Annotated in this window: 25 protein-coding genes; 15 read left to right on the plus strand and 10 right to left on the minus strand. The window is 59.8% G+C overall.

The window, feature by feature from the left end:
• Positions 1 to 2: 2 nt before the first annotated feature.
• The 4 genes from trbB to NKJ40_RS21890 form a co-directional block, all read right to left on the minus strand.
• Positions 3 to 971 carry a P-type conjugative transfer ATPase TrbB gene (trbB, locus tag NKJ40_RS21870; RefSeq protein WP_352467841.1) on the minus strand — a complete coding sequence of 323 codons (969 nt, stop codon included), beginning with the start codon at positions 969 to 971 and terminating at the stop codon, positions 3 to 5.
• Positions 968 to 1381, minus strand: coding sequence for a CopG family transcriptional regulator (locus tag NKJ40_RS21875; RefSeq protein WP_352467842.1), 414 nt, complete (start codon positions 1379 to 1381; stop codon positions 968 to 970). Before NKJ40_RS21875 ends, trbB begins: the two co-directional genes overlap by 4 nt.
• 119 nt (positions 1382 to 1500) lie before the next feature.
• Positions 1501 to 3528 (minus strand): conjugal transfer protein TraG, encoded by a 2028-nt coding sequence (locus NKJ40_RS21880; RefSeq protein ID WP_352467843.1) that lies wholly within the window; start codon positions 3526 to 3528, stop codon positions 1501 to 1503.
• Between the two features lie 971 nt (positions 3529 to 4499).
• On the minus strand, positions 4500 to 4733 hold the full coding sequence (locus NKJ40_RS21890; RefSeq protein ID WP_352467844.1) for a hypothetical protein: 234 nt from the start codon (positions 4731 to 4733) through the stop codon (positions 4500 to 4502).
• Positions 4734 to 5007: 274 nt separating this feature from the next.
• Between NKJ40_RS21890 and NKJ40_RS21895 the strand changes: the two genes are divergently transcribed.
• The gene (locus NKJ40_RS21895; protein ID WP_352467845.1) at positions 5008 to 5226 is read left to right on the plus strand and encodes a KTSC domain-containing protein; all 219 of its coding nucleotides are present in this window, start codon (positions 5008 to 5010) and stop codon (positions 5224 to 5226) included.
• A gap of 480 nt (positions 5227 to 5706) precedes the next feature.
• On the opposite strand, the gene NKJ40_RS21900 is transcribed toward NKJ40_RS21895, so the two are convergent.
• Positions 5707 to 6009 (minus strand): hypothetical protein, encoded by a 303-nt coding sequence (locus tag NKJ40_RS21900; RefSeq protein WP_352467846.1) that lies wholly within the window; start codon positions 6007 to 6009, stop codon positions 5707 to 5709.
• A 331-nt stretch (positions 6010 to 6340) separates the two neighbouring features.
• Positions 6341 to 7057 carry an alpha/beta fold hydrolase gene (locus NKJ40_RS21905; protein WP_352467888.1) on the minus strand — a complete coding sequence of 239 codons (717 nt, stop codon included), beginning with the start codon at positions 7055 to 7057 and terminating at the stop codon, positions 6341 to 6343.
• On the opposite strand from NKJ40_RS21905, the gene NKJ40_RS21910 reads away from it, so the two are divergent.
• The 8 genes from NKJ40_RS21910 to NKJ40_RS21945 all read left to right on the plus strand — a co-directional run bounded on the left by NKJ40_RS21910 (position 7023) and on the right by NKJ40_RS21945 (position 11738).
• Positions 7023 to 7208, plus strand: coding sequence for a hypothetical protein (locus NKJ40_RS21910; RefSeq protein ID WP_352467847.1), 186 nt, complete (start codon positions 7023 to 7025; stop codon positions 7206 to 7208). The two genes, NKJ40_RS21905 and NKJ40_RS21910, sit on opposite strands and share 35 nt — an antisense overlap.
• Positions 7209 to 7452: 244 nt before the next feature.
• Positions 7453 to 8502 carry a YihY/virulence factor BrkB family protein gene (locus tag NKJ40_RS21915; protein ID WP_352467848.1) on the plus strand — a complete coding sequence of 350 codons (1050 nt, stop codon included), beginning with the start codon at positions 7453 to 7455 and terminating at the stop codon, positions 8500 to 8502.
• 99 nt (positions 8503 to 8601) lie between these two features.
• The gene (locus NKJ40_RS21920) at positions 8602 to 8772 is read left to right on the plus strand and encodes a hypothetical protein (RefSeq protein WP_352467849.1); all 171 of its coding nucleotides are present in this window, start codon (positions 8602 to 8604) and stop codon (positions 8770 to 8772) included.
• A gap of 12 nt (positions 8773 to 8784) precedes the next feature.
• Entirely contained in the window at positions 8785 to 9111 is a 327-nt protein-coding gene (locus tag NKJ40_RS21925; protein ID WP_352467889.1) for a transposase, read from the plus strand.
• A gap of 237 nt (positions 9112 to 9348) precedes the next feature.
• Entirely contained in the window at positions 9349 to 9696 is a 348-nt protein-coding gene (locus tag NKJ40_RS21930) for a hypothetical protein (RefSeq protein ID WP_352467850.1), read from the plus strand.
• Between the two features lie 4 nt (positions 9697 to 9700).
• Positions 9701 to 10096 carry a phage holin family protein gene (locus NKJ40_RS21935; RefSeq protein ID WP_352457931.1) on the plus strand — a complete coding sequence of 132 codons (396 nt, stop codon included), beginning with the start codon at positions 9701 to 9703 and terminating at the stop codon, positions 10094 to 10096.
• Positions 10093 to 10977, plus strand: a complete 885-nt coding sequence (locus tag NKJ40_RS21940) for a hypothetical protein (RefSeq protein ID WP_352467851.1) — start codon at positions 10093 to 10095, stop codon at positions 10975 to 10977. The genes NKJ40_RS21935 and NKJ40_RS21940 overlap by 4 nt, the downstream gene beginning before the upstream one ends.
• Positions 10974 to 11738: a hypothetical protein gene (locus tag NKJ40_RS21945; protein WP_352467852.1), complete on the plus strand. Its 765-nt coding sequence runs from the start codon at positions 10974 to 10976 to the stop codon at positions 11736 to 11738. Before NKJ40_RS21940 ends, NKJ40_RS21945 begins: the two co-directional genes overlap by 4 nt.
• Before the next feature lie 550 nt (positions 11739 to 12288).
• Here the strand turns inward: NKJ40_RS21945 and NKJ40_RS21950 are convergent.
• Positions 12289 to 12798 (minus strand): ferritin-like domain-containing protein, encoded by a 510-nt coding sequence (locus NKJ40_RS21950; RefSeq protein ID WP_352467891.1) that lies wholly within the window; start codon positions 12796 to 12798, stop codon positions 12289 to 12291.
• Positions 12799 to 13455: 657 nt separating this feature from the next.
• Here NKJ40_RS21950 and NKJ40_RS21955 point away from each other — a divergent pair.
• From NKJ40_RS21955 to NKJ40_RS21975, 5 genes are all read left to right on the plus strand, one after another.
• Positions 13456 to 13821, plus strand: a complete 366-nt coding sequence (locus tag NKJ40_RS21955) for a hypothetical protein (protein WP_352467853.1) — start codon at positions 13456 to 13458, stop codon at positions 13819 to 13821.
• Between the two features lie 995 nt (positions 13822 to 14816).
• Entirely contained in the window at positions 14817 to 15200 is a 384-nt protein-coding gene (locus NKJ40_RS21960) for a hypothetical protein (protein ID WP_352467854.1), read from the plus strand.
• Between the two features lie 394 nt (positions 15201 to 15594).
• Positions 15595 to 15960 (plus strand): hypothetical protein, encoded by a 366-nt coding sequence (locus NKJ40_RS21965; protein ID WP_352467855.1) that lies wholly within the window; start codon positions 15595 to 15597, stop codon positions 15958 to 15960.
• A gap of 1092 nt (positions 15961 to 17052) precedes the next feature.
• On the plus strand, positions 17053 to 17577 hold the full coding sequence (locus tag NKJ40_RS21970) for a YciE/YciF ferroxidase family protein (RefSeq protein WP_352467892.1): 525 nt from the start codon (positions 17053 to 17055) through the stop codon (positions 17575 to 17577).
• Positions 17578 to 17782: 205 nt separating this feature from the next.
• Positions 17783 to 18949 (plus strand): glycoside hydrolase family 1 protein, encoded by a 1167-nt coding sequence (locus tag NKJ40_RS21975; RefSeq protein WP_023677857.1) that lies wholly within the window; start codon positions 17783 to 17785, stop codon positions 18947 to 18949.
• Between the two features lie 139 nt (positions 18950 to 19088).
• Here NKJ40_RS21975 and glf read toward each other — a convergent pair whose 3' ends face one another.
• Positions 19089 to 20231, minus strand: coding sequence for a UDP-galactopyranose mutase (gene glf, locus NKJ40_RS21980; RefSeq protein ID WP_352467893.1), 1143 nt, complete (start codon positions 20229 to 20231; stop codon positions 19089 to 19091).
• 2 nt (positions 20232 to 20233) lie between these two features.
• Positions 20234 to 21406, minus strand: coding sequence for a glycosyltransferase family protein (locus NKJ40_RS21985; RefSeq protein WP_352467856.1), 1173 nt, complete (start codon positions 21404 to 21406; stop codon positions 20234 to 20236).
• Positions 21407 to 21805: 399 nt separating this feature from the next.
• On the opposite strand from NKJ40_RS21985, the gene NKJ40_RS21990 reads away from it, so the two are divergent.
• Positions 21806 to 22729 (plus strand): glycoside hydrolase family protein, encoded by a 924-nt coding sequence (locus NKJ40_RS21990; protein ID WP_352467857.1) that lies wholly within the window; start codon positions 21806 to 21808, stop codon positions 22727 to 22729.
• 233 nt (positions 22730 to 22962) lie between these two features.
• Here NKJ40_RS21990 and NKJ40_RS21995 read toward each other — a convergent pair whose 3' ends face one another.
• The gene (locus tag NKJ40_RS21995) at positions 22963 to 23883 is read right to left on the minus strand and encodes an ArsR/SmtB family transcription factor (RefSeq protein WP_352467858.1); all 921 of its coding nucleotides are present in this window, start codon (positions 23881 to 23883) and stop codon (positions 22963 to 22965) included.
• Between the last annotated feature and the right edge of the window lie 93 nt (positions 23884 to 23976).

Raw genomic sequence — 23976 nt, forward strand, 5'->3', positions numbered from 1 at the left:
TTTCAAAACTGCTGGAGTTGCGGAAGCGTGAGCGGGGTGACGGCGTAATCACCGCTGCTGTCGAGACCGGTGACCTCCGCGATCGCGTCAATGCGGCGCGAGGATCCGCGCCCAGCGATGAAGACGATCAGATCTACCGCATCAGCGATGAGGCGGCGGGGAACGGTGACGACGGCTTCCTGGGCGAGCTGCTCGATACGGTAGAGAGCGGAGCGCGCCGAATTGGCGTGAACGGTCGCGATGCCGCCGGGATGCCCGGTGTTCCATGCCTTCAGCATGTCCAGGGCTTCCGCGCCCCTGACTTCGCCCACGATGATGCGGTCGGGTCTGAGCCGCAGGGTCGAGCGCACGAGATCGGCGAGCGTGACCGACCCCCGCCTCGTCCTCAAGGCAACGCAATCCTTCGCCGCGCATTGCAGTTCGCGCGTGTCCTCGATCAGGATCACCCGCTCGTCGCAATCGGCGGCTTGTGCCAGCAGCGCATTGGCAAGTGTTGTCTTGCCCGACGACGTGCCGCCGGCGACCAGGATGTTGCGCCGCTCGCGGACCGCCTTCTTCAGCGCATCGGCCTGCAGCGGCAGCATGACCCGATCGGCGACATAGTCGGCCAACGTGTAGAGTTTCGCCGCAGGCTTTCGGATGGCGAAGCATGGCCCCAGCACGACAGGCGGCAGCAGACCCTCGAAGCGCTCGCCCGATGGCAATTCGGCGCTGACAATCGGATTGTCAGCATGCGCCTCGGCGCGCACGTGGGAGGCGACCAGGCGGATGATGCGTTCGGCCTCAGAAGGATGCATGTGCACGCCGGTGTCGACCCGGCCTTCACCCAACCGGTCGAGCCGCAGCGCACCGTCGGGATTGACCATCACCTCAATGACGGTCGGATCGGCAAGGGCTTCGGTGATCGCCGGACCCATGGCGGTGCGCAGCATGACGCGGCGGCGATGGTCGGCTTCCGGATGAGAACTCATCCTTCCCCTCCCCTGCGATCGTCGGTGCCAAGTGACCGTTTCCCGGAAGCGATTTGGCGGCCGACCTGTTCGACGAATTTGTCGAAGCGCTCCTGGGCAATCGCTTGCGTGGCCCTGTCCGGCACCGGCGTGTGAGCATGAAGCGTGATCGAAAAGCGGATGAAGAGCGCCAGGCTCTCCAGGATCATCTCGACATCGCGCCTGACATGTCCGAGGTCGCGGGAAAGACGGTCGAGCCTCTTGCCGTAGCGCTGGTCGAGTTCATTCTCCCCACGCCGCTCGATAAAGGCCTCGACCGCGTGCGCCACAATGGCCGATTTGGTGGTCGATGGATTGCGGCTGAGGTTCTCCAGCTTCTCGCTCAACTCGGGTTCAAGCAAAAACTGGTGACGAATGCGGTGGGGCTTCATGCTGCTCGTTCCTCTGACCGGCGCTGATGCACCGGCGACGGGAACGAGCATCGTCGAGATCCTCGAAATCGCTTACGGCCGTTATCTACGCTGAGATACGCCCGCGTATGGCGCGCCGTTCAGAAGCCGGGCACGATGTCCTTGTCGTCGCCCATTCCCTCATTGAGGCCGTACGCACGTGCTGCGGTGGAAATCCGATCCATGACGCGCTTGTCGGCGAGCGTCTCGCAGTCATCGTCTGCGGGCGTGAACAGATCGCCATGATCAGGCTCCTGGGCGACGAGGGTCCGTTCTTCGGGCAGGCCCGGATGGCGCTGCTGCTGGACACCTCCGTCTTCGATTGCCGCGCCGGCACTGTCGTCGTCGCCAGCAAGACGCCGATCCACGCCGCGCACCTGTCCGCTCCAATCGTCCGGGCGCGACGTGGGCCGATCCGCGTAGGCACCGTCGCGCAGCACCGGCGAAGGCAGCACTCGCTCCGTGAAATTCGGATCCTGGTAATAACGCAACTTCTTGGCGCGAATCGGCGGCAATCCCGAAACCAGGATTAGTTCGTCAGCCTGCGGCAACTGCATCACCTCACCCGGCGTCAGCAGGGGGCGAGCGGTCTCTTGGCGGCTTACCATGACGTGGGACAACCAGGGCGCCAACCGATGGCCGGCATAGTTACGCATCGATCTGAGTTCCGTCGCGGTACCGAGCGCGTCCGAGATGCGTTTGGCCGTGCGCTCGTCATTTGAGGAAAAGGCAATCCGCACATGGCAATTGTCGAGAATGGCGTTGTTCTCGCCATAGGCCTTGGAGATTTGGTTCAACGATTGCGCTATCAGATAAGCGCGGATGCCGTAGCCTGCCATGAAGGCGAGCGCAGTCTCGAAGAAGTCGAGCCGACCGAGCGCCGGAAATTCATCCAGCATCATCAGGAGCTGATGCTTGCGGCTCTTCTTTGGATCGCCCTCCAGGCGCTCGGTCAGCCGCCGGCCGATTTGATTGAGCACCAATCGCACCAGGGGCTTAGTGCGCGAGATATCCGACGGCGGCACGACCAGATACAGCGACATCGGTCGCTCGGCATCCACAAGGTCGGCAATGCGCCAGTCGCAGGCCGATGTTGCCGCGGCCACCGTTGGATCACGATAGAGCCCGAGAAACGACATGGCGGTCGAGAGAACGCCTGAGCGCTCGTTCTCTGACTTGTTCAGCACCTCACGAGCCGCCGAGGCCACGACCGGATGGACCTGGGGCTTGTCCACCGTGCCGAGGTGGTTTGTGGTCATCATCCGCTGCAGTGTCGCAGCGAATGAGCGTTGCGGGTCCGACAGGAAGGTGGCGACACGGGCGAGTGTCTTTTCCTCTTCGGCGTAGAGCACGTGCAAGATGGCGCCAACTAGGAGTGAATGACTGGTCTTCTCCCAATGGTTCCGCCGCTCCAGCGCGCCTTCCGGATCAACGAGAATGTCGGCGATGTTCTGAACGTCGCGGACCTCATCTGGACCTTTGCGCACTTCCAGCAGCGGGTTGTACCGCGCCGATCTCGGATCGGTCGGATTGAACAAGAGACAGTGCGAGAACTTCGACCTCCAGCCAGAGGTCAGCTGCCAGTTCTCGCCTTTGATGTCGTGAATGACGGCCGAGCCGGTCCAGGAAAGAAGGGTTGGAACAACGAGGCCGACGCCCTTGCCCGAACGTGTCGGCGCAAAGGCCATGACGTGTTCTGGTCCGTCATGGCGCAGATAGCGATAATTCAGTCCGCCAAGGAAAACGCCGGCCGGCTGAAACAGCCCCGCCTTCTCGATTTCCAGCTTCATGGCCCATCGTGAGGACCCATAGGTGATGACCAACCCCCGCTGCCGTGCGCGCCAGAGGGACCCAGCTATCGCGGCGGCACAGCCCAGGAACCCGCTGGCTCCGGCAAGTATGCCAGCCTTGTCGAAGACTTCAGGCGCATAGGCGTCAAATTGGAACCACCATTCGAACAGTTTCCACGGCTGGTAGATCGGCCAGCCGACTGTCACAAACCATGGCGCGCCGAGTGGCGGCTGATAGGAGAGCATGTGGGCGCACCATTGGGTTGCAGTCCACACGCCAAGAATGACAATTGCGAATACGACAGCGATCTGCCCAATCAGCAACTTCGTGGGTGTCAATGGCTTGCTCCGCTCTTCTGGCCAGACGGACCAAACATCGCGCCGAGCGATGAGAATTCGAACGGCCGCTACGTGCGACTAGGTGCGATGACAAGGTTGATAGGCATTGTTCAGCTGCGAACAGCGAAAATCCGCCGCAGCAACCGATCGGCGGTGCCAGGTACGCGGTTTGGTCGCAGAAGATGTTGGGGCTTCAGGCGCGGGCACATTGAAGATGTGCTGACAGACAAACCTTTGGAGCCGACGCGTTTGTACGAGTAGCGAGCTGAAAGGCTCGGCGAGAAGTCGTCGTTCTCAATCGGGCGACGGGGGATACATCGGCGAAGACGGCATAAGGCAGGATGGGCCAGACCGAGCCGACGGCAAGGTCGTAGCCAAGGCCTTGGAGCGCATAGCGCCTGGCCGGGAGGCCGCCGCCAGTCAGGCTTACGCGGCGCGTCGTTGAGCGAGGTGAAGACCCGAACGGGCTCGACGAGGGTCCACGGCGGTCACAATGTTGTGGTGGTGATCGCAGTAGACGCGATCCGGCGAAGTTGGCCCAGCACAAAAACGATAACCGCCAGGTACAGAAGCGTCTTCGCTCACCGGGAAGCGGCACTGATAGAGGCCTAGCTGAATGAGGGGGACGTCTCTCGAAGTTGGTCTGATATTTTCAGGCATGATGGTTTCCTAGTTCGTAGCAATTGCCCGGTGACGGCCGCAGTGCGACCCGTCAGGGGCGAGCTTCTCTCGTTTGGGAGGCTATGGATTACCATATGGTGTTGGCAGCACCGTCAATGAAGCCCGACGCCCTGCTTCTGAAGCCAATAGTTGGGACTTAAGGCCACACCCGCAAACGCATTGGCGATCTACCATCTTGTCCCCGAGGCACCCGCCCGCCGCGGTTGTCGGCGGCGGGGGTGGCACTGGCTTGTGGGGCCCTAGCCCACTCGCGGCGCTCGCACTGGATCTCGGTGCGGGTTTCCCTTGTCTCATCGCCCTGTCAGCGCCTTGCAAATGAGCGAAACCAAGCTGTCGCGCGCTCGCTCGTGGAGTGCGCCTTTCGGCCGCCATGCAAGGAAATCATCAACGCTCATCCAATCAGCCGGGTTTGTGTCGGCGTCTGGCTGGCTGAATTCCACATACAGATGCAGTTCGTCCGGCACGAAGACAACCCTCCACAATCCTTTGATGTCATTGGCAAGGTTGTAGGCGAGGACGGTCATGGCGGGGCACTCCTTTCGCCGTGGAGCGTGCCTATCTCACGGGAAAATTCCATCACCAGAAGTTAGTATTGACACTCGCGCTTTCTCAGAAATCCAACGTCCGCGTGATGCCGAAAGGTGCAGCTCGCTTTTTGTGTATCTCGATTGGGAACACGGGACCGCCGCGAAAGTTCGGTGCACGCAGCGAATCCTCCCCCTCCAGGTATTGCTGCAGATCGGTATCCCGATCGGCCCGCGCTCCCCGCAAGGGCGCGGGCCTCGGCCTGTGGTGCTCATGCCATCTACTTCGATCCGCAAGATGGAATATGATCTGGATAGAAGGACCCTCTCGGTGTGGTTCGTCGCCAGCGGTAAACGGTACGAGTTTGAGGGGGTACCGCCGGAAACCTTTGCCGCGTTCCGGGCCGCGTTCGCCAAGGGCCGCTATTTCAACGACCATATCCGCAACTGTTTCCGCTACCGTCTGGTTGCGAGCGATAGCGACCCGGGATGACCTGACCTGCCGGCGGCTCAGTCGTCCTGTCGCTCCAACCGGCGGTTGGTGGACGCGTTGCCGCTGTGGCGCTTAGGGTTGGTTACGGTCCGCGCTCACTTGGCAAGCCCACCCCCCGCCTGGTGCAAAGCGTTTGATCGGTCCCGCCGTTCTGGCAGTGCGGCGGGACTTTTTTGCGGTCCAGGTGGAGCATCGGCGCGCGGGGAAGGCGCGGTGCACGCAGCACCCTTTCCTCATCCAACGTACGTCGGTGGCGCGCTGAAGGGTCTGAACGTCGGTCTGCCGCCGGAGCTCAACTAGCTGGACTATTGTTCGACCGGAAGCGGCTCGTGCTGGGGCTCAGCGTGGTGGAAGACCTGTCCAAGATCGCGCGCGTCGAACGTTTGGCCGCAGACTGGGCAGTAGACCAAGTGCTTCGACTCGTCCTCTACCGGCCCGTCATGCGGCCTGCCCACATAGCCCGTCGCGATGTTGTCGGTTCTAATCCGGGGCAACGACAAGTGCCTTTCGTCGTTTTGGCGGCCTATATTTCTCCACCAACCGGACCTTGTCACGGTCGACCGTGACCAGCGGCCCGAGGTCGATCGTCACGGTGCCCTCGTCGATGCGCGTGACCTCGCCTTTCAGGTCGATTTGCTGGCCTCGGTTCACCTTGGTGTGGTCGATGATGGAATGCGGGAAGTCGTAACCTGGGATCGAGACGCTTACGCGGTCCTCTGTTATCCGCCTCAGAACCGTGGCCGTAATCGCCACCTGGTCACCAATGCCTATTTCGCGAGCCATGGTTGAGTCTGGAGCGGGCAGTGTCTTCTTCAAGAGGCCTCTAACATACGCCCGTCTGCCAATGAGCTCTAGTGATGTCGAGCGCCCGCTGCGCCGATATGAGCGTGGAGGCCATGAACAGGCGTATCAAAGGCGGGGGTCCGTCGCCTCTCCTTGCTGGCGGCGGGCTCCGCAAAGCGCGGTGTTGGTCGGAGACAATAGAACCTTATACCGCAATCCAACTTAGCTAGTTGTAATGTCCCCTCCTCTTTTGCAGCAGCCAGGAATGCCCTGCAGGCCTCCTCCGGCTCCATCTGACGCTGCCCCCAGTTTCTATCCATTTTTGAGTTCCTCAGCCCTCCAGGAACGCCAGAAGCGCCGCATTCACCGCGTTGCTCTCTTCGCGTTGAACCCAATGCGTCCCTTTCTCGAAAGTCTGCACGCGGCCATCGTCGCAAAGGGCGAGACTGCGCTTGGCCAGCCCGGATTCCAGAGCCTGGTCCTGCATCCCCCACATAACAAGAGTGGGCGTCGTGATCCGCTCCTTCAAGCTCGGGCGAAAGGGCAAGGCGCGATACCAGTTGAGCATGTTGGTCAGCGCCCCCGGCCGCTCCCAAGCCTGCCGATATTCTGCAATCTCCTCTTCTTCGAAGGCGCCTTCCCGGCTGGATGTCCTAAGTGCTCGTGCGAGCAAGGCGGAGCGCCGCGCACCCAAAACGGCTTCGGGCAGCAATGGGATCTGGAAGAAAACCACGTAACTGCTCCGCAGAAACTGCGTCGGAGATCGCAGGGCATGGGTAAACACAACGTCGGGATGGGGCGCATTCAGGATGACGAGCTTGTCCAGGCGATGAGGCAACTTTGCCCCGGCGGCCCAAGCGACGATGCCGCCCCAGTCATGTCCGACGAGGTGAAACCTTCCGATGCCGAGCGCGTCGGCCAGGGCGAATACATCGCCGAGCAGCTTGGGGAGCGTGTACTCGCTGATACCCTCTGGCTTGTCGCTGGTGTTGTAGCCCCTCTGGTCGGGAACGATGACCCGATATCCGGCGGAAGCGAGCGTACCGATCTGCCGTCTCCACCCCGATCCAGAAGTCCGGGAAGCCGTGCAGGAGCATGACCGGCTTACCCAGAGCAGGCCCGGCCTGAACGACGTGAAGCCGAATGCTTCCGGCGTTGACGAACTGATGTTCAGGCGCCAGCGAGATCATGGCTGGTAACGTGGGTGTCGTTAAAGTGATCCAGCGCAATGAGGATTTAGATCAGGCTGCGTCGTCCCGACAACATGCACGCTCAGCCGTCGCATCCCCCGCCAGATGAGCATGGGAGCCGAAGGGCCAAGTGGGGATGGCGCAGGTGTTGCTGCAGGCGGCGGATGTTTATTTGTAAGCGCAGGTCTGCACCTGCATCCTTTGGCGCTATTATACGTTTGCCCCGCGAAGAAGATGCTCCGGACCGGCGGCCATGTCGAAGAAAACAACCGAGGACGCTTACGAAGGTCAAGTGCAACTTGAGCGGCGGGCCGAACGGGAGAGCCGCGGACGCAATGCCGAATGGCCGTCAGAGATTCCCAGCCGCGGCTGGAAGGACGTGCTGTGGCGGGTCTTTGCTGAGGTAACCGAGGACCGTGTTATGCTGATCGCGGCGGGGGCTGCATTCTATCTGCTTCTTGCCCTCTTTCCAGCGCTTGCCGCGTTCGTGTCCATCTATGGTTTCGTCGCCGATCCTCAGACCATCGCTGAGCACATTGCGTTCCTTGGCGGCGTACTGCCTTCGGGAGGTCTGGATATTATCAGATCTCAGCTTGCGTCCTTGGCCGCTCAGAAGGCTGGCGCGCTCAGTTTCGGCTTCATCTTCGGCCTTGCCGTCGCACTGTGGAGCGCCAGTAACGGCATAAAGACGCTATTCGAAGCCATGAACATCGCCTACGAGGAGAGTGAAAAGCGCGGCTTCATCCACCTGAATCTCCTGGCCTTGGGCTTCACACTTGGCGCCATCCTCATTGGTATCGGCTTTATCATCTCGGTGGGGATTGTGCCGGCCGTGCTTGCGCTGCTGAACCTCGGCGGCTGGACCGAAGCCCTTGTGCGGATCTTTCGGTGGCCGATGATGCTGATCATGGTGGGCGTCGGGATCACGCTGATTTACCGCTACGGACCCAGCCGGGAAAGGGCAAAGTGGCAATGGGCGACATGGGGCGCCTTCCTCGCCGCTGTGGTCTGGATCGCAGTCTCGATAGGCTTCTCCTATTATCTTGAAAACTTCGCCAACTACAACGCCACGTATGGAGCTCTTGGGGCAGTCATCGGCTTGATGATGTGGACTTGGATTTCTGTGATTATCCTGGTTGTAGGTGCGGAGCTGAATTCCGAGATGGAGCATCAGACAGCGATGGACACCACCACAGGTGCGCAGCAGCCGATGGGTGCGCGAGGTGCCACGGTTGCCGACACGCTGGGCGGATCGGCCGATGCCGCCGACCAGCAGTCGCGTTTTGACGAGCGCAACGAGTAGCGCGCAGATCACTTTGGACGCCATGGTCAAGCGGCTGTAACCAACGCCGCGGCGCGTAGCCCAGAACGGCTCAAGGCGCTGGTCGCCCGGCTTGCCCAGGTGACTGGCGATGTCACCATCCAGAAGCAACGCAAAAGCGCCGTCGCCGATGCCGAACCCCTCGCCAGCCTCGACGAGGTCATTGTTCTGCTCAAGCGTCAGAGCCGCCGACTTGAAGGGCGAGATCGCCTCGCTAGCGACGACGACCCGCTGTGGGCCTGTCTCGATTAGGTCTTCCGTTCGATCAACGGTGTCGCCCGCGTACTCCTGATGGCCGAGTTGCCCGAGATTGGCACCCTTTCCAATAAGGCCATCGCCAAACTCGTAGGCTTGGCGCCGATCGCCAGTGACAGCGGCAGGCGCAGCGGTCGAAGACCGGTGCGCGGCGGCCGTGAAGGTCCGCGCTCCAGCCTCTCCTCGTCGCGCTCACCGTCGCCAGATATGATCCCCTCGCGCCTTCAGACAGGAAAGGAAAAGATGACTATTCGCATTGCGCCCGCCCGCAAGCTACCCATCATTCCCAATGCAAAAGCACGCGATGCGCGCCACGAGTTCGCAAACGCAACTTGACACCCCAGATAGTCACTCATTGGGAACCAACGGGCCTTACCTCCGTTTGCTCCTCGAATGGAGGAAACCATGAACAACCGGAATTCTGAACGGCGTCCCCCGACTGCGGTAAGAGCTGGTGACGGTACCTCGGAAGACATAGGAGCGACCGTAAGCGGCACGTTATCCAAAGCGTCCGACATAGCGCAAGGGGCAGCGGAAACCGCCAAACGGGCGGCCGTTGGTGGCGCGTCCACCGTGACCAATCAGGTGAAGGAGATGTTGGACCGTCAGGTCGGCAGCGGCGCCGAGGTGATGGGCCAACTGGCGAGTTCGACCAAGCGTGCGGCCGAGGACCTCGACGCAAACGCACCGATAGTCGCTGGGGTCGTGCGCACCTTCGCGAATAGGCTTGATGGATACGCAGACGACCTGCGAGACAGGTCCGTCGATCAGCTGGTTCTTGCAGCGTCCGATTTCGCGAGGCGCAAGCCGGGTTTGGTGTTTGGGCTGGCCGCCGTAGCGGGCTTTTTGACGTTCCGCACACTGAAGAGCGCGCCTCCCGCACCAGAGTCCATCAAGGGAAGGCGGCAGGGAGCGAACTGATCTGATGGCACAGGAACAACTGAAGAATTCGCCTCTCCCTCAAGCACTGTCGGCAGTGTTGGCGGACGTCGCGGACCTCTTTCAAAAAGAGTTGCGCCTGGCGCATGCGGAGCTGTCCGCCAACGTCTCAACGAAGCTCCAAGCAGGTGTGTGGATGTCTGCTGCTGGCGTGCTGGGAGTGGTCGCCGCTCTGCTTCTAGTGCAAGCCCTCGTACTTGGAATAGCCAGCTTAGGGATGGCCCTGCACTGGTCTTGTCTGATCGTCGCGGCCGCAACGGCCCTCGCCGCTGCTTTCGCCTACTATCGGGGCCGCGCTGATGCGCAAAAAGAACTTCTGCCGACACACTCCATAAGCCAAATAAAGCAGGATATCGCGACAACCAAGGAGCAATTAACATGAGCCGCAATTCACAGGTCCAGGATTTTGGAACGAAAGAATGGCTTCTCAGCTCCGCTAGGAACAATCCCGAAGGCCTTCTGCTCGTCGCAGCAGGGTGCGCGCTGCTAATGCGCAGCCGCAGTTCAAGTGCCGGGCATCGCGAGCAATCCCGTGCAACCGACGGGCGCCAAAATGCTCCGCACGTACGCACCGCCAGCGGCGGGGCGTCCAAAGCGCAGGAAGAGGCTAGCGAGACAGCAGAGGCCATGCGCGACAATTTAGCCGGCATTGGGGAGAAGGTGAGTGAAACCGCAAGTCAGTACGCATCATCCGCCGCGTCATACGCAGAACGGGCCGGTCGCTCCGTATCCGAGAAGTCAGGGCGCGTGGTGCAGCAAGCCCAATCATCGTTCCAAGACACGATTGGCCGCATGGTGGAAGAACAGCCATTGGCTTTTGTTCTGGCCGGCTTCGCAGCCGGTGCCGCTATAGCTGCTGCTTTGCCGGCCAGCGATGTCGAGAGGCGCACGCTCGGCCCAGCAGGAGAGCGATTGACGGATGCTGCTGAAAAAGCTGGGGACCGCTTGAAGTCCTCGACAGCAAAGGCGGGCGAACGGCTCAAAAGCGCCGCCGAGGAACATGGGCTGAATTCGGACGGCCTCAAGGAGGTCGCAAGGGACGTTGCGGGCGCCTTTGGAAGCGCCTTGTCAGAAGAGCAATCAAGTGAACCCGTGCAGCCGCCTTCGCCAAGCCCAAGTGGATCGAGCGGTTCATCCACTCCGGCCGCCAAGCTGCAACCGGGCAGCGCCACCCCTTCGGAAGGAATAACGGCCAAATCGCAGCGGTCGGGCAACGCTCGGTCGAGCAAACCTGCCCGCCCCGGTGGCAAGAGAGATTTATGATGGCCGATCCGCAACTTGAGCATCTTGAATACGAAGTTGAGGCTGCCCGGGCTAAGCTCGCCGAGGACTTGTCGACACTTCGGTCGCCAAACACGCTCTCCGAATTTACCGATGATTTGAAACACGAAGCGCTTGAGGCAAAGGATGCCCTGGTGGAGAAAGCAAGAGCCTCAATGCAATCGGTGGCGCAGGCGATTATTGACGATCTCAAGGCCAAGGCGGCTGCCAATCCGAGCGCTGCTTTGGCGATTGGGGCCGGTTTGGGGTGGCGTTTCCTCCGCCATCCGCCGATCGCAACCGCACTCGTCGGAGCGGGATTGATCAGCTTGTTGCGGACCAATTCAGCCCGGCCCCCCGGCGAGCAGCAGGTTGATCACCTATCGTACGCCAAGGAGCGCCTGAAGGAGCAATCTAGCGATTTGGCGGAAAGCGTCAGTGATTTCGCTCTTGAAACGGCTGGCAAAATAAAACGGGAAGCTGCCGAGTTGACCGGCGTGGCCAAGGAAACTGTTAAAGAGAAGACAGAACGTCTGGCTGCGGGTATCCGCCATAGCGGCGTTGGGCCGCACCAGGGCGAGACTGTCGCAAAAGCATCCGCACCCTTCGATGAAGCTTCGTTAGCTGTTCAAGACGCATCGGGCAATGAGCATACCGAGGACAAACTCCTTCTGGCGGCGGCGGGTTTGGCAGTCGCCGCGGCTGTCGGCTTTGCCTATCAACGACGTCTGAATGAGCAGATGGACACCGACCGAACTGGATGAGCGTAGACAGAGGTTATTGCAGAGAAACAGTCGTCCTGAAGGCAAAGTATGATGCCGCGCTGACATTTATCGAGTCCCGACGAGTTCAGCCATCGGATTGCATATTCTGGAACCACGGACGGCGCGATGACGATGCGCACGGCGGAGAAGATCGGACAAAGCGGTCAACCCCTTCGAGCATGATGATCGTCGGCCGGTCGGTCACGGCCTTCAGCGAAACCTCGTTTCGAACGTTTTAACACGCCCACTCGAGCTTGATCTCGCCGAGCGCTGCGCTAGCCCTTCCGACCTGGCTATTGCCAATGCGTATTTGACCAGGCTTGCGCAGGCGAACGCTTCGACTCGACCAGGCTTGCGCAGGCGAACGCTTCGACTCTCTAAGTGACGACGCCGCAATATTAGCATCGCTCGTCGTTGCAATTCTCGAAATGCGCAACTCGACAACCGCCTGCTACAGTCAGGCGTGTTCGTCGTCCAGCCTTCACGAAGGGGGACGCGCTAGCGGACGAATCCCGATCACCCAGTTTACGGTTACTGCGTTCCTACCCGATCACCGCTTGGCGCTGTCGCTGTCCGCTTCGGCCCGAACAAGGAACTGCTCGGTCGTGGAGGGAAGACGGGATTTCAGCCAATCCGCCATCGCGACTTCCTCTTGCAGATTCTCTTCGCAAGCCCGAAGAACCTCGGTTTCGCCGAGCGATCGAGCGGCGGCAATCAGGATCGTGTAGGAGGCGATTTCCATGTGCTCGAACGTGTAGCTCGCGAGCGATCCTTTCATCACCTCGTCTCCAGCGAAGACGCCGCTCAGCGATTGCGCCATCGCCGTCAGCTTACCGCCAGCGTCCTTCATCGTGGATGAACCCTCGTCCATCTGATCGAGACAAGTCTTCAGCCGGGCAGCCTGCTGCTTCGTCTCGTCGAGGTGCTGTCGGATCCGATCGCTCAGCTCGGGATAGTTCTCGATGCGACCCAACTGCCCGTTCAACATCGTTTCGGCCTGCTCTTCCATGGCATGGGCATCTCTAAGCCATTGGACAAACCATTCGCGGCTTTCTGACATGTCGAATCTCCTTTGCGATCTAAGGAAACTTTCAGAAGAGGACATTGTTCCGGAGTAGAGCCCGCCGAACGGGCCTTGACCGTCGCCGAGGACCAGTGTCGTGGCGGGTCTCAATTCACCTCGCGAAAAATCCTGCAGCGATGCGTGGAAAAGGCCAAGATCGCGGAAGATCGGCGCAAGGAAAACGGCCCGTGGACGCTCGCCGCTGCGCCGCTCCATCACAAAGTCCAACTGGCACTGGCCGCTTCCTGGCCATCCGACGCGGCGACATACGGCGACATATTGAAGGTCCCGCATGGCATACTGCGACCGCTGCATGTCGTTCCTGGCAAGTAAGAACGGCAAGCAGATGAAGCTACCAGCGCTCGGCGAAGCTGAAGTGGATTCTCGACGAGGCGCTGATCGCGGCCGCTGGCGCTCCGCATTGAGCCTTGTGCCTCACCGCGCCACCGCAGTCACAAGGAACGCGACGGCCTCTCCGCTCGTTGATTGCTTTTCGACTCGAGCCGCCGTCATGAGGTTTCTAATATACGCCGGCCATCCTAAGGCTGACCTACGGCCAGAGTTACAAAAGTTGAACTTCATCGGGGAACACTCCTTCTGTCTGCCTGTTCAATTTGCCAGGCGCATCCCGCGCATTCAGACAGGAGAAAGAAGATGAAACGCATCCTTTTGGCTTCGGCCGTGCTGGCGGTGTCGGCCGGGCTTTCCTTTGCCCAGACGACGAGCGGAACTTCGAGCGGAACTTCGAGCGGAACCTCGACGAGCGGAACCTCGACCACGACAACCATGCCCAGCACGACGGATCAGGGCACCGGCACGACGAGCAGCGGCACCAACATGTCCGGCGATCAGGGCACCGACACGACCACCACCAGCGGCACCACGAATCCGAACTCGGCCAGGGACTGTGCGCCCGGCCAGCAGACTGGCAGCGCTCAGCAGGCGGCGCCTGGTCAGCAGGACACGACAGCCAACACCGCCGCGCCGGGCCAGGTGAAAAAGACCGACGAAGGTTGCTGATTGGCACATCGGCTCAGGTTGGAATCACCAGCGTGTGGCTGGCTGATCTCCCCCGACCACCGCCTGAACTCAACTCGGCTGGCGAGCAAGTTCCCGCCAGCCGAGCATCAGTTCAGGAACCTTTGCGCTTGCTTGTGCTTTCAGTGGGGCACGCGTGGTTTCTTTTGCTTTCGGTCAGATAGATATCCGTCTGCTCGCGCATCTTGCCTGAAGGGAGCTGCGGTCGCGCTCAGAGGAGAGCCGCGCTGTATTGCCGATAGCGCTAGAGCGATTCGAAGCCCTACGGCAACCGGCAGTTGGACTGACACCAAGTTGGCTCCGAGAGCGTTGGGAACAGCCTTGCACGGCATGTTGCTCAGTTTGGACCTTCGCAAAGGATGCATGGAATGGCGAAAGACGCTTCTCGCGAGGAAGAGCAACGCGGCACCGGAAAGGTCCTCATCTGGGGCGCCGCGATCGCCCTCGTTCTCTTTGTTGCCCTGCTGGCCATATTCGTTCTGGGGTAGTCCTGATTGCTGCAGCAGGATCAAACTTGGGTGCACGAGGTTGTGAGCCTAGAGAGCTGCAGAGCCTACTTGGATCTTGAGCACCGTGGGGTTGAATGCAAGCTCCCGTGTGGTGCAAGTGACTGCTAGGCTTTCGTGGTTTTTGGTGTCCTCTTCGGTTTAGATGCCGCGGCCGACGTCACAGCAAGTGCGGCCTTCAGGCGCTGCTCCCGAAGCCGCGGTCTTTGCGTCTCGTGCCGCACGCTCAATGTCGGTCAATCCTCGTGCAGCATCCGAGGTGCGTTCGTCTCTGGCTTGTCTTTCTTTCTCGGTAGGCAAATTCCTACACTCCGATGTGCCAGCACAGTCGGCTGTCGGCACCCAACCACGGTCGCCATATCGTATTCCAACAGAAAAAACCCGCCTCGACTGCCGCTGAGCGCGCGCATCCCCGCCTCTGGAACGCTTCAAATACTTTGCCGTTTTTAAAGGCACCTGCAGGAGCCAGGCATGAGAGTATTCCAACGAATTTTGCCGCTCGCCGTGTTCGCCTTGCAGCTTTTTGCCGTGCAGTCATTTGCTCAGACCGAGCAGCAAGAGCTGCGGGGGCAAGGCGCATCATCGACAACCGAAGATGCCCAGGATGTCGGCGTCGACGTTTCGCTTGGCAGGCACGAAGTGAAACAGCAGATCGCAAAGGAGCTTGGAATCTCCGAGGTGGAAGTGCCTCTGGCAGTTCATGTGCCTATCGAGCTCGCCAAGCGGGTCTGCGAGAAAGAGGTATTCGACGCACGCGCCAATGTGAACCGAAGCTGCACCGCGACGAAATACATCCCGGAAATTGCCGAAGCAGCACGAAATCGTCCGCAAACCTCTGCCGTTCCGGAGCAATAGGCGAAGACGAATACTATGGGATACAGAAGGGGTGCTTGGCTACTCTGGTCGATCGACAAAGCGCCCCCCGAAAGTGTGGAGCGCTTGCGCGTAAGTTTTCAGGCAGCGTCGATACCGCTTGGCTTCCCCAGAGGATGAATCAGTTTGGGGCCGTATGCTTCGACAAAAGGCGCACACCAGATTGCGAAGGCAACCTTCGACCGGTAGAGGCGGACACTGCTTGTTAGCAGCATCTTGATGATCGCCAGACTGACGAGCTTCTCTGGTCAGCATAGTAGCTTTTTGAGACTCCCCGCCCTTTTAGGTATACTTTCCCCTGACTGTCGACAATTGTTAGGGCGTCGTCAGCTGTGAGCGACCATCGCCCTTCCGCCCCGATCGGGAGACAGCGCAGATGGAAACCTCGTTCAAGAACGAACTGTTGCGGCGCCTGAGCGCACCGGATCTGACGTTGCTGCAGCCTCACCTCGAAGCCCGTCACTTGGGACTGAGGATGCACCTGGAGCAGACCTCGGTCCCGATTGACACCGTCGATTTCTTCGAGAGCGGTCTCGGGTTAATGGTGGCGAAGCTTCGGGCTGAGGTCGAGGCCGAGGTTGGCCTTATTGGCTTTGACGGTATGACCGGGGCAGCCCTGGTCATGGGTGAGGACCGGTCCCCACACGATTGCTTTGTTCAATTGAAGGCTGAAGCTATTGCTATAGACGCGCGTTGGCGGATCGTTCTTATGGGCAGCCCGAGGCGGAATACATCCGACTGATCGGGACGCCCCCGTTGCTCATGATGTCACCCGTGCTGCCCTCTCTCCCGTCGCTGACCACATTCGGGAGGTGGCGATTGGCACCTGTCAGGACGTTCTGGCAAGGGTTGTCCAACGGTATGAAACCGCAGTGTCGATCCAGGACAGGATCGTTGAACATTGCAAGGAGGTCGGATTAACACCGCAAGCAGATGAAGCTTTTTTGCAGGCCTTGTGGTTGTCGCTGGCGAAGGCCAGGACGGCCTTGGAGCGTGAGGTCCCCCCGGCACCGCTGCACCTGGCCGGCCGCTCTAGTCCTGGACAATTGCCGACCTCGTCGCTGGTCAGCATGCCAGAATGTCGATGGCGGAAGCCATGAGGACCCCGATTGAATGTTCTCATTCGTTTGTGATCGGGGGTGCAAGTCAATCCGGCACCAGCGCATGTTGGCCTCAGGAACAAACCGCCGTCGCATCCGTTCAGCATCGCGAAGGACGACACGGCTGTCCACGGCCTTTCCGGTACTGCAAAGGAGACATGACATGCTCGGTCCGCAGAGGGGGTTTTCGAAGACCATCTGAGGCTTCGCGCCGCTGGCGACATCGAGGAGGATCTTAGGTGCAACTATGCTGTGGACGTGGTCCTCTTGACCTCGAATTCGAATTTAGAGGCCATGATGCCGTCCGCCTGTCGTCCAAACGCCTGCGCGAGCAGCTGCTTCAAGGTGAGTTCAACTACATCGCAAAACAGGTCCGCGGCCCCTATACACTGCTGATCTGGTCGGCAACTTCGTCCAGGTTCGACGCCATTGGGGGCCCGAGAAGAGATCGGGAACCTTGATCAGGTGCGGGCAAAGGTCCGTTGCGAAAAAATGGGGCCGCAAGGACTCGATGACAGCGGAAACCCTTCAGGCAGACGATCCTCATTCCGGAACTTCCGCAATGGAGCGCAGCCGAGATGCTCAAGCCGCTGCTGGCGCGGCGGACTGAAATCAGCGGTCAACCCGACCGTCGCTCGCTGTTGGCTGCCGGTGTGCCGTCGCCGAAGGAACAACAAGAGACTGGTCCAGTTAGAGCCATGCATGCGTCGATAGAAATGAAAGAGGAGATGACAATGGCGACGAAAAAAAGCTCTCAGGGCAGCTCCAAGGGCTTGGAAGACCTTTTCTATAATGGTCTGAAAGACATCTACTACGCCGAACGCAAGATTCTGACGGCGCTCCGGAAAATGGCAAAGGGCGCGGAGTCCGAAGAGTTGAAGGCGGCGTTCGAAAAACATCGTGCCGAGACGGAAGGTCAGATCGAGCGTCTGCAGCAAGTTTTCGACGCCTTTGGCAAGAGAGCCCAAGGGAAAACGTGCCCGGCGATCGACGGCATCATCGAAGAAGGACAGGAGATTTTGGAGGAATTCGAGGAGGCTCCGGCATTGGACGCGGGTCTCGTGGCTGCAGCCCAGTCCGTCGAACATTATGAAATAGCGCGCTACGGGACTCTTGTCACATGGGCCGGGTTACTTGGCTTGAAAGACGCCGTCCCGCTACTCGAACGGACGCTCAAGGAAGAAAAAGCAACCGATGAGGCGCTCACCCGACTAGGCGAAACAGGCGTCAACGAACGGGCGATGCAACAGGCCGCATAACTTCGGATCGAATCGACGCAACCGCGCCCCCGGCAGACAGGATTGGAGCTTGGTTGTATTCGCCAATCCAGGCACACGTGTACACCGCAGCCGCCGAGCCGTCGACGTGGTGGTGGCCGACCGGTTTCGACTAGGCCACCGGAACTGACAATGGGGGACTGCGAATGCGATTACTTGCCCACGCCTTGGGCGACAGGATGTTGGTATGAACGAGGATACCGCTCGTCGGCCCACGGCAGGCTCTTCCGGGTTCGACAGCTTTTTCATGGCTGGTTTCGAGTGTTCCTCCCACAGGCGCGCCGACGGGGCCCGTCTTGATCTGATCCGCGCGACCTCACATGACATCCATGCACATGCCGACTATCGCCGTTGTGCCGAGCTTGGGCTTCGCACGATCCGCGACGGCTTGCGCTGGCACCTGATTGAAACAGCGCCCGGAGTCTTCGACTGGTCGAGTTGGACGTCGGCGATCGAAGCAGCCCAGGCGGCCGGGGTGCAGATTATCTGGGATATCTTCCACTATGGCTCGCCAGACCATATCGACCAAGGTGGCCCGGGGTTTATCAAGGCCTACGTCCGTTTCGCCGCGGAAGCTGTTCGGGTTCATCGCTCCGCTACCGGGGTGGCTCCCCTGGTGTGCCCGATCAACGAGATTTCGTTTTTCGCATGGGCTGTGGAGGTCGGCTATTTCCCCCGCGTCGGGCCGAACAAGCGTGGATGGTTCAAACGACACCTTGTCAGGGCAGCGGTCGCCGGCGTGAGGGCCATGCGGGAGGCCGAACCCGGCTGCAGGTTCATCTGGGCTGAACCGCTGATCCATATTGCTCCTCGTGACCGTACTCACCCCGAGCGGCGGCGCGCCGAAAATGCTCGCCAGGGCCAATTCGAGGCGTATGACATGCTGATCGGGCGCGTGGAACCGGAGTTGGGCGGCAGCGAGGACGTTGTGGACGTCATCGGCCTCAACTTCTATCCGCACAACCAATGGTACTTGAATGGCCCAACGATACCGATGGGGCACCACGAATACCGTGCACTTTCGGAATTGCTGGTCGAGGTCGCCGAACGATACAAGAAGCCGATGTTCATCGCCGAGACCGGCGCCGAAGGTTCAGGCCGGCCAGCCTGGCTTCACTACGTTTGCGACGAAGTGCGCGATGCGACGAGCCTCGGTGCACCTGTTCAGGGTATATGCCTGTACCCGGTGACGGCCTACCCAGGTTGGGACAATTCGCGCCACGCCGAAGTCGGCTTGTTCTCCACCATTCATGCGGACGGCTCGCGCACTGTTCGCAAGCCACTTGCGGACGAGTTGGAGCGCCAGCGCCAATCGTTCTTGGCGTTTGAGGAACAACAAGCAAGCGCGCTATAGCCTCGCTGATACGAACAGTGCGCGCTTTTCAGCTGCATCAACAGCACAGCATATCTAGAGCTGTTCGCCGAGAAGCCGAGAAACATCGTTGGTCTCTTTGGCCGTGGGTCGCCCGACGCCGGTCAGGCCGGCGCATCATTCACTCGGCCGCCTCGCGCTGCGTCGGCGTGACGAGCATCCCGTTTGCTGGCAGGCGTGTCTGAATGCGCCCGAACGTAGCCAATGCCTGGCCGACCACCTGATCCATATTGTAATAGCGATATGTTGCAAGACGTCCGACGAACCAGACCTCCGGGCACGCCGCGGCCAAAGCTTCGTATCGTTTGTACAAAGCCTCGTTTTCGGCCCGCGGCACCGGGTAATAAGGATCTCCGACGTCGGTGGGGTATTCGTAGGTGAGGCTGGTCTTCGGACTCTGCTGACCGGTCAGATGCTTGTACTCGGTGATCCGTGTGTATTTTTCCGTCTGCGGATAGTTGACGACGGCGACCGGTTGAAACTGCTCGCAATCAAGCGTCGTGTGCTCAAAGCGCAGCGAACGGTAGGGCAAGCGACCAAGCTTCCAGTCGAAATACTCGTCGATCGGACCGGTATAGATCATCTGCTGGAAGGGGATCTTGTCGCGAATTTCGCGGTAGTCGGTCTGCAGCATGATCTTGATCTTGGGACTATCCAGCATGCGCTGAAACATGCGCGTATACCCGCCTGCCGGCATGTTCTGGAAGCTGTCGCCAAAATACCGATCGTCGCGATCGGTCCGGGTCGGGACTCGCGCCGTCACTGACTTGCTCAACTGGGAAGGGTCGACACCCCACTGCTTCCTCGTGTAGCCGCGGAAGAATTTCTCGTAGAGCTCTCTGCCTACTGTGCTCACCACGACGTCCTCGGCGGTGCGGACTTCTTTGACCGTTTCGCGTCGGAAAGTGAAGAAGTCCTGCAGCTGCTCGGACGTCAATTCAAGGCCGTAGAGGCGGTTTATGGTGTCGAGATTAATCGGTATCGGCAGCAGCTTTCCATCGACAAGCGACAGCACGCGATGTTCGTAAGGCCGCCATTGCGTGAATTGCGACAGATAGTCGACGATCGATTGGGCGTTGGTGTGAAAGATGTGAGGCCCGTAACGGTGAATTAGTATTCCCGCCTCGTCGTAGCAGTCATAGGCATTGCCGCCGACGTGATTTCGTCGGTCTATGATCAGGACGCTTTCCTGCCGTTGCGATGCGATACGCTCGGCCAGCACACTGCCGGCGAAACCGGCCCCTACGATCAACCAGTCGAACACGCTCACGCCCTCCTCAGGAATGGGACGACGCTCTTCATCGCATGGGCGCGCTCGATGTGGGCAGCCATCGCGCTCCAGGTCTTCTCCCAGGACATGTCGGCGAGGTAGGCGTCGGCCTTCTTCACCAGGAAATCGCGGGGGTGGGCCAGGATCGAGCGAAGCTTGGCCTCGATGTCCTCCGCCTCGACAATCTCGACAAGGCCTTCGACGCCGTAGGTACGCACAACGTCGACGATCGCCGTGGACAACACCGGCAGTCCTGCCGCAAGAAACTCGGGAGTCTTGGTCGGGCTGATGTAGCGGGTCGCTTCGTTGAGCGCGAACGGCATCCAGCCGGCACTCCAATGCCTGAGATAGTTCGGCAGGTCTGCATAGGACTTGCCGCCCAGCCAATGCAGGTTGCCTGCCGTGGGAAGGCTCGCCCGATCGATCTTGACGACAGGGCCGAGCATGACAAAATGCACGTCTGGCATTGCCGCAGCCGCATGCGCGATAAGTTCAAGGTCGAGCCGTTCGTCGATGACCCCGAAGTACCCCACCCTCGGGTGAGGTATGTCGGCCTGATCGAACGGGTCTTCACCTGGCGCCCTAGCCTGATGGAAATGGGTAACGTCGATGCTGCTCGGGAAGGGAAAGATCGCCCGATGCAAGCTGCGCTTGGCCTCGTAGAGGCTCTGCCCGCCCGTGAAGACGACATCGGCACGTTGCAACAGCGCCTTTTCCAACTGCGTCAACTCTGCGGGAGCGTCTTTGAACGCGGAGAGTTCATCCATGCAGTCGTAGACGCAGACGTCACAGGCGAGATGATCGCTGAAGCGTAGCGCCATGGGCGTGTAATACCAGGTCGTCAATCGGTCATGCGGCGTGGAGGCGAGGATCTGATCGACGAACCTGCGCTGGATTGCGTCCGCCCTGGTCGCGGAAGTACCAACTGGGATCAGCGGCGTCACTATTCTGATCTTGGGGGTAATATTGTGCACCCGCATCGAAGGGTGGCGCCTCTCATCGAAGATCGGCTCTTCGAAGTAAATTAGCTGTTGCTGTTTTGACGCCAGGGTCAGAATGTGTTGTGGTCTCTGATATACGAAGTTCCATCGGAGGTGTGAAAAGCAAATTAAAATAGACGGTTGTACAGGGTTTTTTGGTGTTTTGGCCCGGCCCGCCGCCATTTCCATGTAGATTATCCTTCGATATAGTTACAAAATGCCTCGACTAACAAAAGTCAATCGAGGCAGCTTTGACATGAAGTTCGCAGCCTTCTATATAACTTCCATCCCGATAAGTTGTTCCATAGATCCAAACTGTCTCGGGCGAGGCCAGCCGTCCGCTCCACTTGCGACGGCTCGACAGAGAAGGAGCGAGCCGGCCGCCCCCATTCGATCCACATGATGAAGCCCCTCGCGTCAGGTCGGGCTCCCCAAATGTGGCCCTTTGCCACAGAGCGGTTCAAATCCTTCAATCGTTCAACAACCGTTCATCAGCGGAGCTATAAATACGCTTGGAATCGATTCATCTGAGCCGCGCCGGTGGTTCATTTGAATGGAGACCGAGACGAATCGAGGGATGGCTGGCGAATGAAGATCGACTTTGAAACCAACGTCTTTCCATTGTTTCACCCGCAGGTTGTGGATGATCTGAAGGACCCTTGTCCGGTGTTCGACGGCACGCTCTGGCACGTCTTCGGCTCCAGCGGCACCGTCACAACAGAGAGCTGGAAAATCCTCCACGCCACAGCGCCGGATCTTTATGGGCCCTGGACAGAGCACGAGGCGATCGTTTTGCCGGTAACCGGATCTGGCATTGCGGCGCCCGGCGTCATTCATGAGTGCGGCGTCTTCCACATGTTTATCCAGACCGAATTCATGAAGTCCGGCGGACGTTGCGAGCACGCGGTGTCCAATGACGGCTTTCATTGGGTGGTGCTCAATCCGGCGATATTGTCGCTGCCCGACACCGATGAGGACGGCATCTACGATCCCCACCCCGCAATCGTCGGAGGCAAGCGCTATATCGTCTATTCAGGCATGCCCAAATTCACCAGGGTGCCCCAGCCTGATGTCTATCTGGCGCGCAGCCAATCCGATTCCTGGTTCGGGCCATGGAAACGTCTCGGCAAGATACTCGATCATCTCGACGTGCCACATCACAATGCGCGCGAGCACCCCGATTACGAATGGGGGATCGAAGGCGCGCAGCTCGTCGAGCTGCCGGACGGTCGTGTGCTTCTCAACGCCACCTGCTTCCTCCCCGAAGGTCCGCGCGGCAGCCGGCAGCGCGTCTTCTTCGCCATCGCCGATGACGTCAAGGGTCCCTACGTTTCCGTTGGCCCCGTTCTCGACCCTGGTGAGCCCGGCGAGAATGGCCATTCGACCGTAATGATCGAAGGCCGGCAATTGACTTTGTTCTACCAGAGCAGACGCGAGACGACGAACCACCGCTGGCGATACGGCTTGGCCAAGTGCGACTTGGATCGGCACATACTTTCGAGAGTTGCCTAGATGGTAAGTTCCGGCATTTGCTGGAACGGAGGATGCTCTGGCTGTTGGTTGGTGGGACGGATCCCTTTGTACTGGTGATTGAGGGTAGCAGGGGATTCGCAGCCAGTGGGCAAAGCTTGCGACGAGGGATCTATACACGTCAGGCAAGCCGGTCGCCTCATGGACGGCGGTGCCAGCTGCAAGCCTAGCCTAGCAATGAACTGTAACTGAGCGCAGCAACGCGGCCAGTCGATTCACGCGGTTTTGATCCTGAGCACAATGTCCTGATCGTAATTTCCAAAGCCCTTGCCGAAAATATTGATCCCGCCGGGGCGCTTGGCGTCGTCCTTGACGCCGATACGGACGCGGATTGAATGATGGCTCTTCAGATCGAGTGCGGCGAGGCCGGTTTCGGAAATCCTGAGGCCGTCGACATAGGTGCCGTCATTGGCAATTCGCCAGTTCTTCAGCTTACCGTATTGCGAGCCCTTGAGCTTCCACCAGGAGGGCGTGAAGACGCCGCGCTTGTCGCCGAAATCCCCCGGCGACGTCCAGGTGCCGACATCGACGCCATTGATCGTCAGCGTGATGTCCGAGGGCCAATCGGCGCTGGTACCCGGCACTTCCGAAGACAGCTCTATCGCAACTTCGAGTCCGGTGATCTCGGCATTGGCGAGCTTGGCATTGTTGGGGAACTGGTATTCGACAAAACCGCGCGTGAACCATAGCAGACCGGCCTTCATGCGGTCCGGATCGAGGAAAGTGTTCGGCACATCGAGCAGACCGATGATGCCGTCCGGCGAACAAAGGCCGCAGGGCGCGGTAACCTCGAAGCCGGTATAAAGCCCGATCGGCATCGACACTTCGATCGCGTCGTTCTTGACCGCACGATATTCGCTCTTGAACACGACGAGCACTTTTTCGGCGGTCGGATAGCAGATTTTCCGGTTGCCTTTCTTCGCTCTCTCGGTGCGGATCAGCCCCGCATCCTCCAGCACCTGGATGTTGGTCGAGACGGTCGACTGCGGAAGCGACAGCACGGCGGCGATTTCGTTGACATTCATCGGCCCCTTCTCATGCAGCAGTTTCAGCATCGAGATCCGCGCCGAGGAGGCAAGCCCCTTGAGCACGGCAATGCCTTCCTCAGGTTCGATCACCAGAAAATTGCGATTCATGAAATCGCCAGTCTATGCTCGTGACAGAGGTTATGGCTTCGCTCATTGCAACGGCGCTGACCGAAACGCCGAGCCGTTGATTTGGTTACATTA

Source organism: Mesorhizobium sp. M0119, assembly GCF_040322615.1.
Classification (GTDB): Bacteria; Pseudomonadota; Alphaproteobacteria; order Rhizobiales; family Rhizobiaceae; genus Mesorhizobium.

Excerpts from the sequence above, each read along its gene's own strand:
- trbB (WP_352467841.1), bottom strand. The coding sequence starts at position 971 with ATGAGTTCTCATCCGGAAGCCGACCATCGCCGCCGCGTCATGCTGCGC.
- NKJ40_RS21875 (WP_352467842.1), bottom strand. The coding sequence starts at position 1,381 with ATGAAGCCCCACCGCATTCGTCACCAGTTTTTGCTTGAACCCGAGTTG.
- NKJ40_RS21890 (WP_352467844.1), bottom strand. The coding sequence starts at position 4,733 with ATGACCGTCCTCGCCTACAACCTTGCCAATGACATCAAAGGATTGTGG.
- NKJ40_RS21895 (WP_352467845.1), top strand. The coding sequence starts at position 5,008 with ATGCCATCTACTTCGATCCGCAAGATGGAATATGATCTGGATAGAAGG.
- NKJ40_RS21900 (WP_352467846.1), bottom strand. The coding sequence starts at position 6,009 with ATGGCTCGCGAAATAGGCATTGGTGACCAGGTGGCGATTACGGCCACG.
- NKJ40_RS21910 (WP_352467847.1), top strand. The coding sequence starts at position 7,023 with ATGACCCGATATCCGGCGGAAGCGAGCGTACCGATCTGCCGTCTCCAC.
- NKJ40_RS21915 (WP_352467848.1), top strand. The coding sequence starts at position 7,453 with ATGTCGAAGAAAACAACCGAGGACGCTTACGAAGGTCAAGTGCAACTT.
- NKJ40_RS21935 (WP_352457931.1), top strand. The coding sequence starts at position 9,701 with ATGGCACAGGAACAACTGAAGAATTCGCCTCTCCCTCAAGCACTGTCG.
- NKJ40_RS21940 (WP_352467851.1), top strand. The coding sequence starts at position 10,093 with ATGAGCCGCAATTCACAGGTCCAGGATTTTGGAACGAAAGAATGGCTT.
- NKJ40_RS21945 (WP_352467852.1), top strand. The coding sequence starts at position 10,974 with ATGATGGCCGATCCGCAACTTGAGCATCTTGAATACGAAGTTGAGGCT.
- NKJ40_RS21950 (WP_352467891.1), bottom strand. The coding sequence starts at position 12,798 with ATGTCAGAAAGCCGCGAATGGTTTGTCCAATGGCTTAGAGATGCCCAT.
- NKJ40_RS21955 (WP_352467853.1), top strand. The coding sequence starts at position 13,456 with ATGAAACGCATCCTTTTGGCTTCGGCCGTGCTGGCGGTGTCGGCCGGG.
- NKJ40_RS21960 (WP_352467854.1), top strand. The coding sequence starts at position 14,817 with ATGAGAGTATTCCAACGAATTTTGCCGCTCGCCGTGTTCGCCTTGCAG.
- NKJ40_RS21965 (WP_352467855.1), top strand. The coding sequence starts at position 15,595 with ATGGAAACCTCGTTCAAGAACGAACTGTTGCGGCGCCTGAGCGCACCG.
- NKJ40_RS21970 (WP_352467892.1), top strand. The coding sequence starts at position 17,053 with ATGGCGACGAAAAAAAGCTCTCAGGGCAGCTCCAAGGGCTTGGAAGAC.
- NKJ40_RS21975 (WP_023677857.1), top strand. The coding sequence starts at position 17,783 with ATGAACGAGGATACCGCTCGTCGGCCCACGGCAGGCTCTTCCGGGTTC.
- NKJ40_RS21985 (WP_352467856.1), bottom strand. The coding sequence starts at position 21,406 with ATGGAAATGGCGGCGGGCCGGGCCAAAACACCAAAAAACCCTGTACAA.
- NKJ40_RS21990 (WP_352467857.1), top strand. The coding sequence starts at position 21,806 with ATGAAGATCGACTTTGAAACCAACGTCTTTCCATTGTTTCACCCGCAG.
- NKJ40_RS21995 (WP_352467858.1), bottom strand. The coding sequence starts at position 23,883 with ATGAATCGCAATTTTCTGGTGATCGAACCTGAGGAAGGCATTGCCGTG.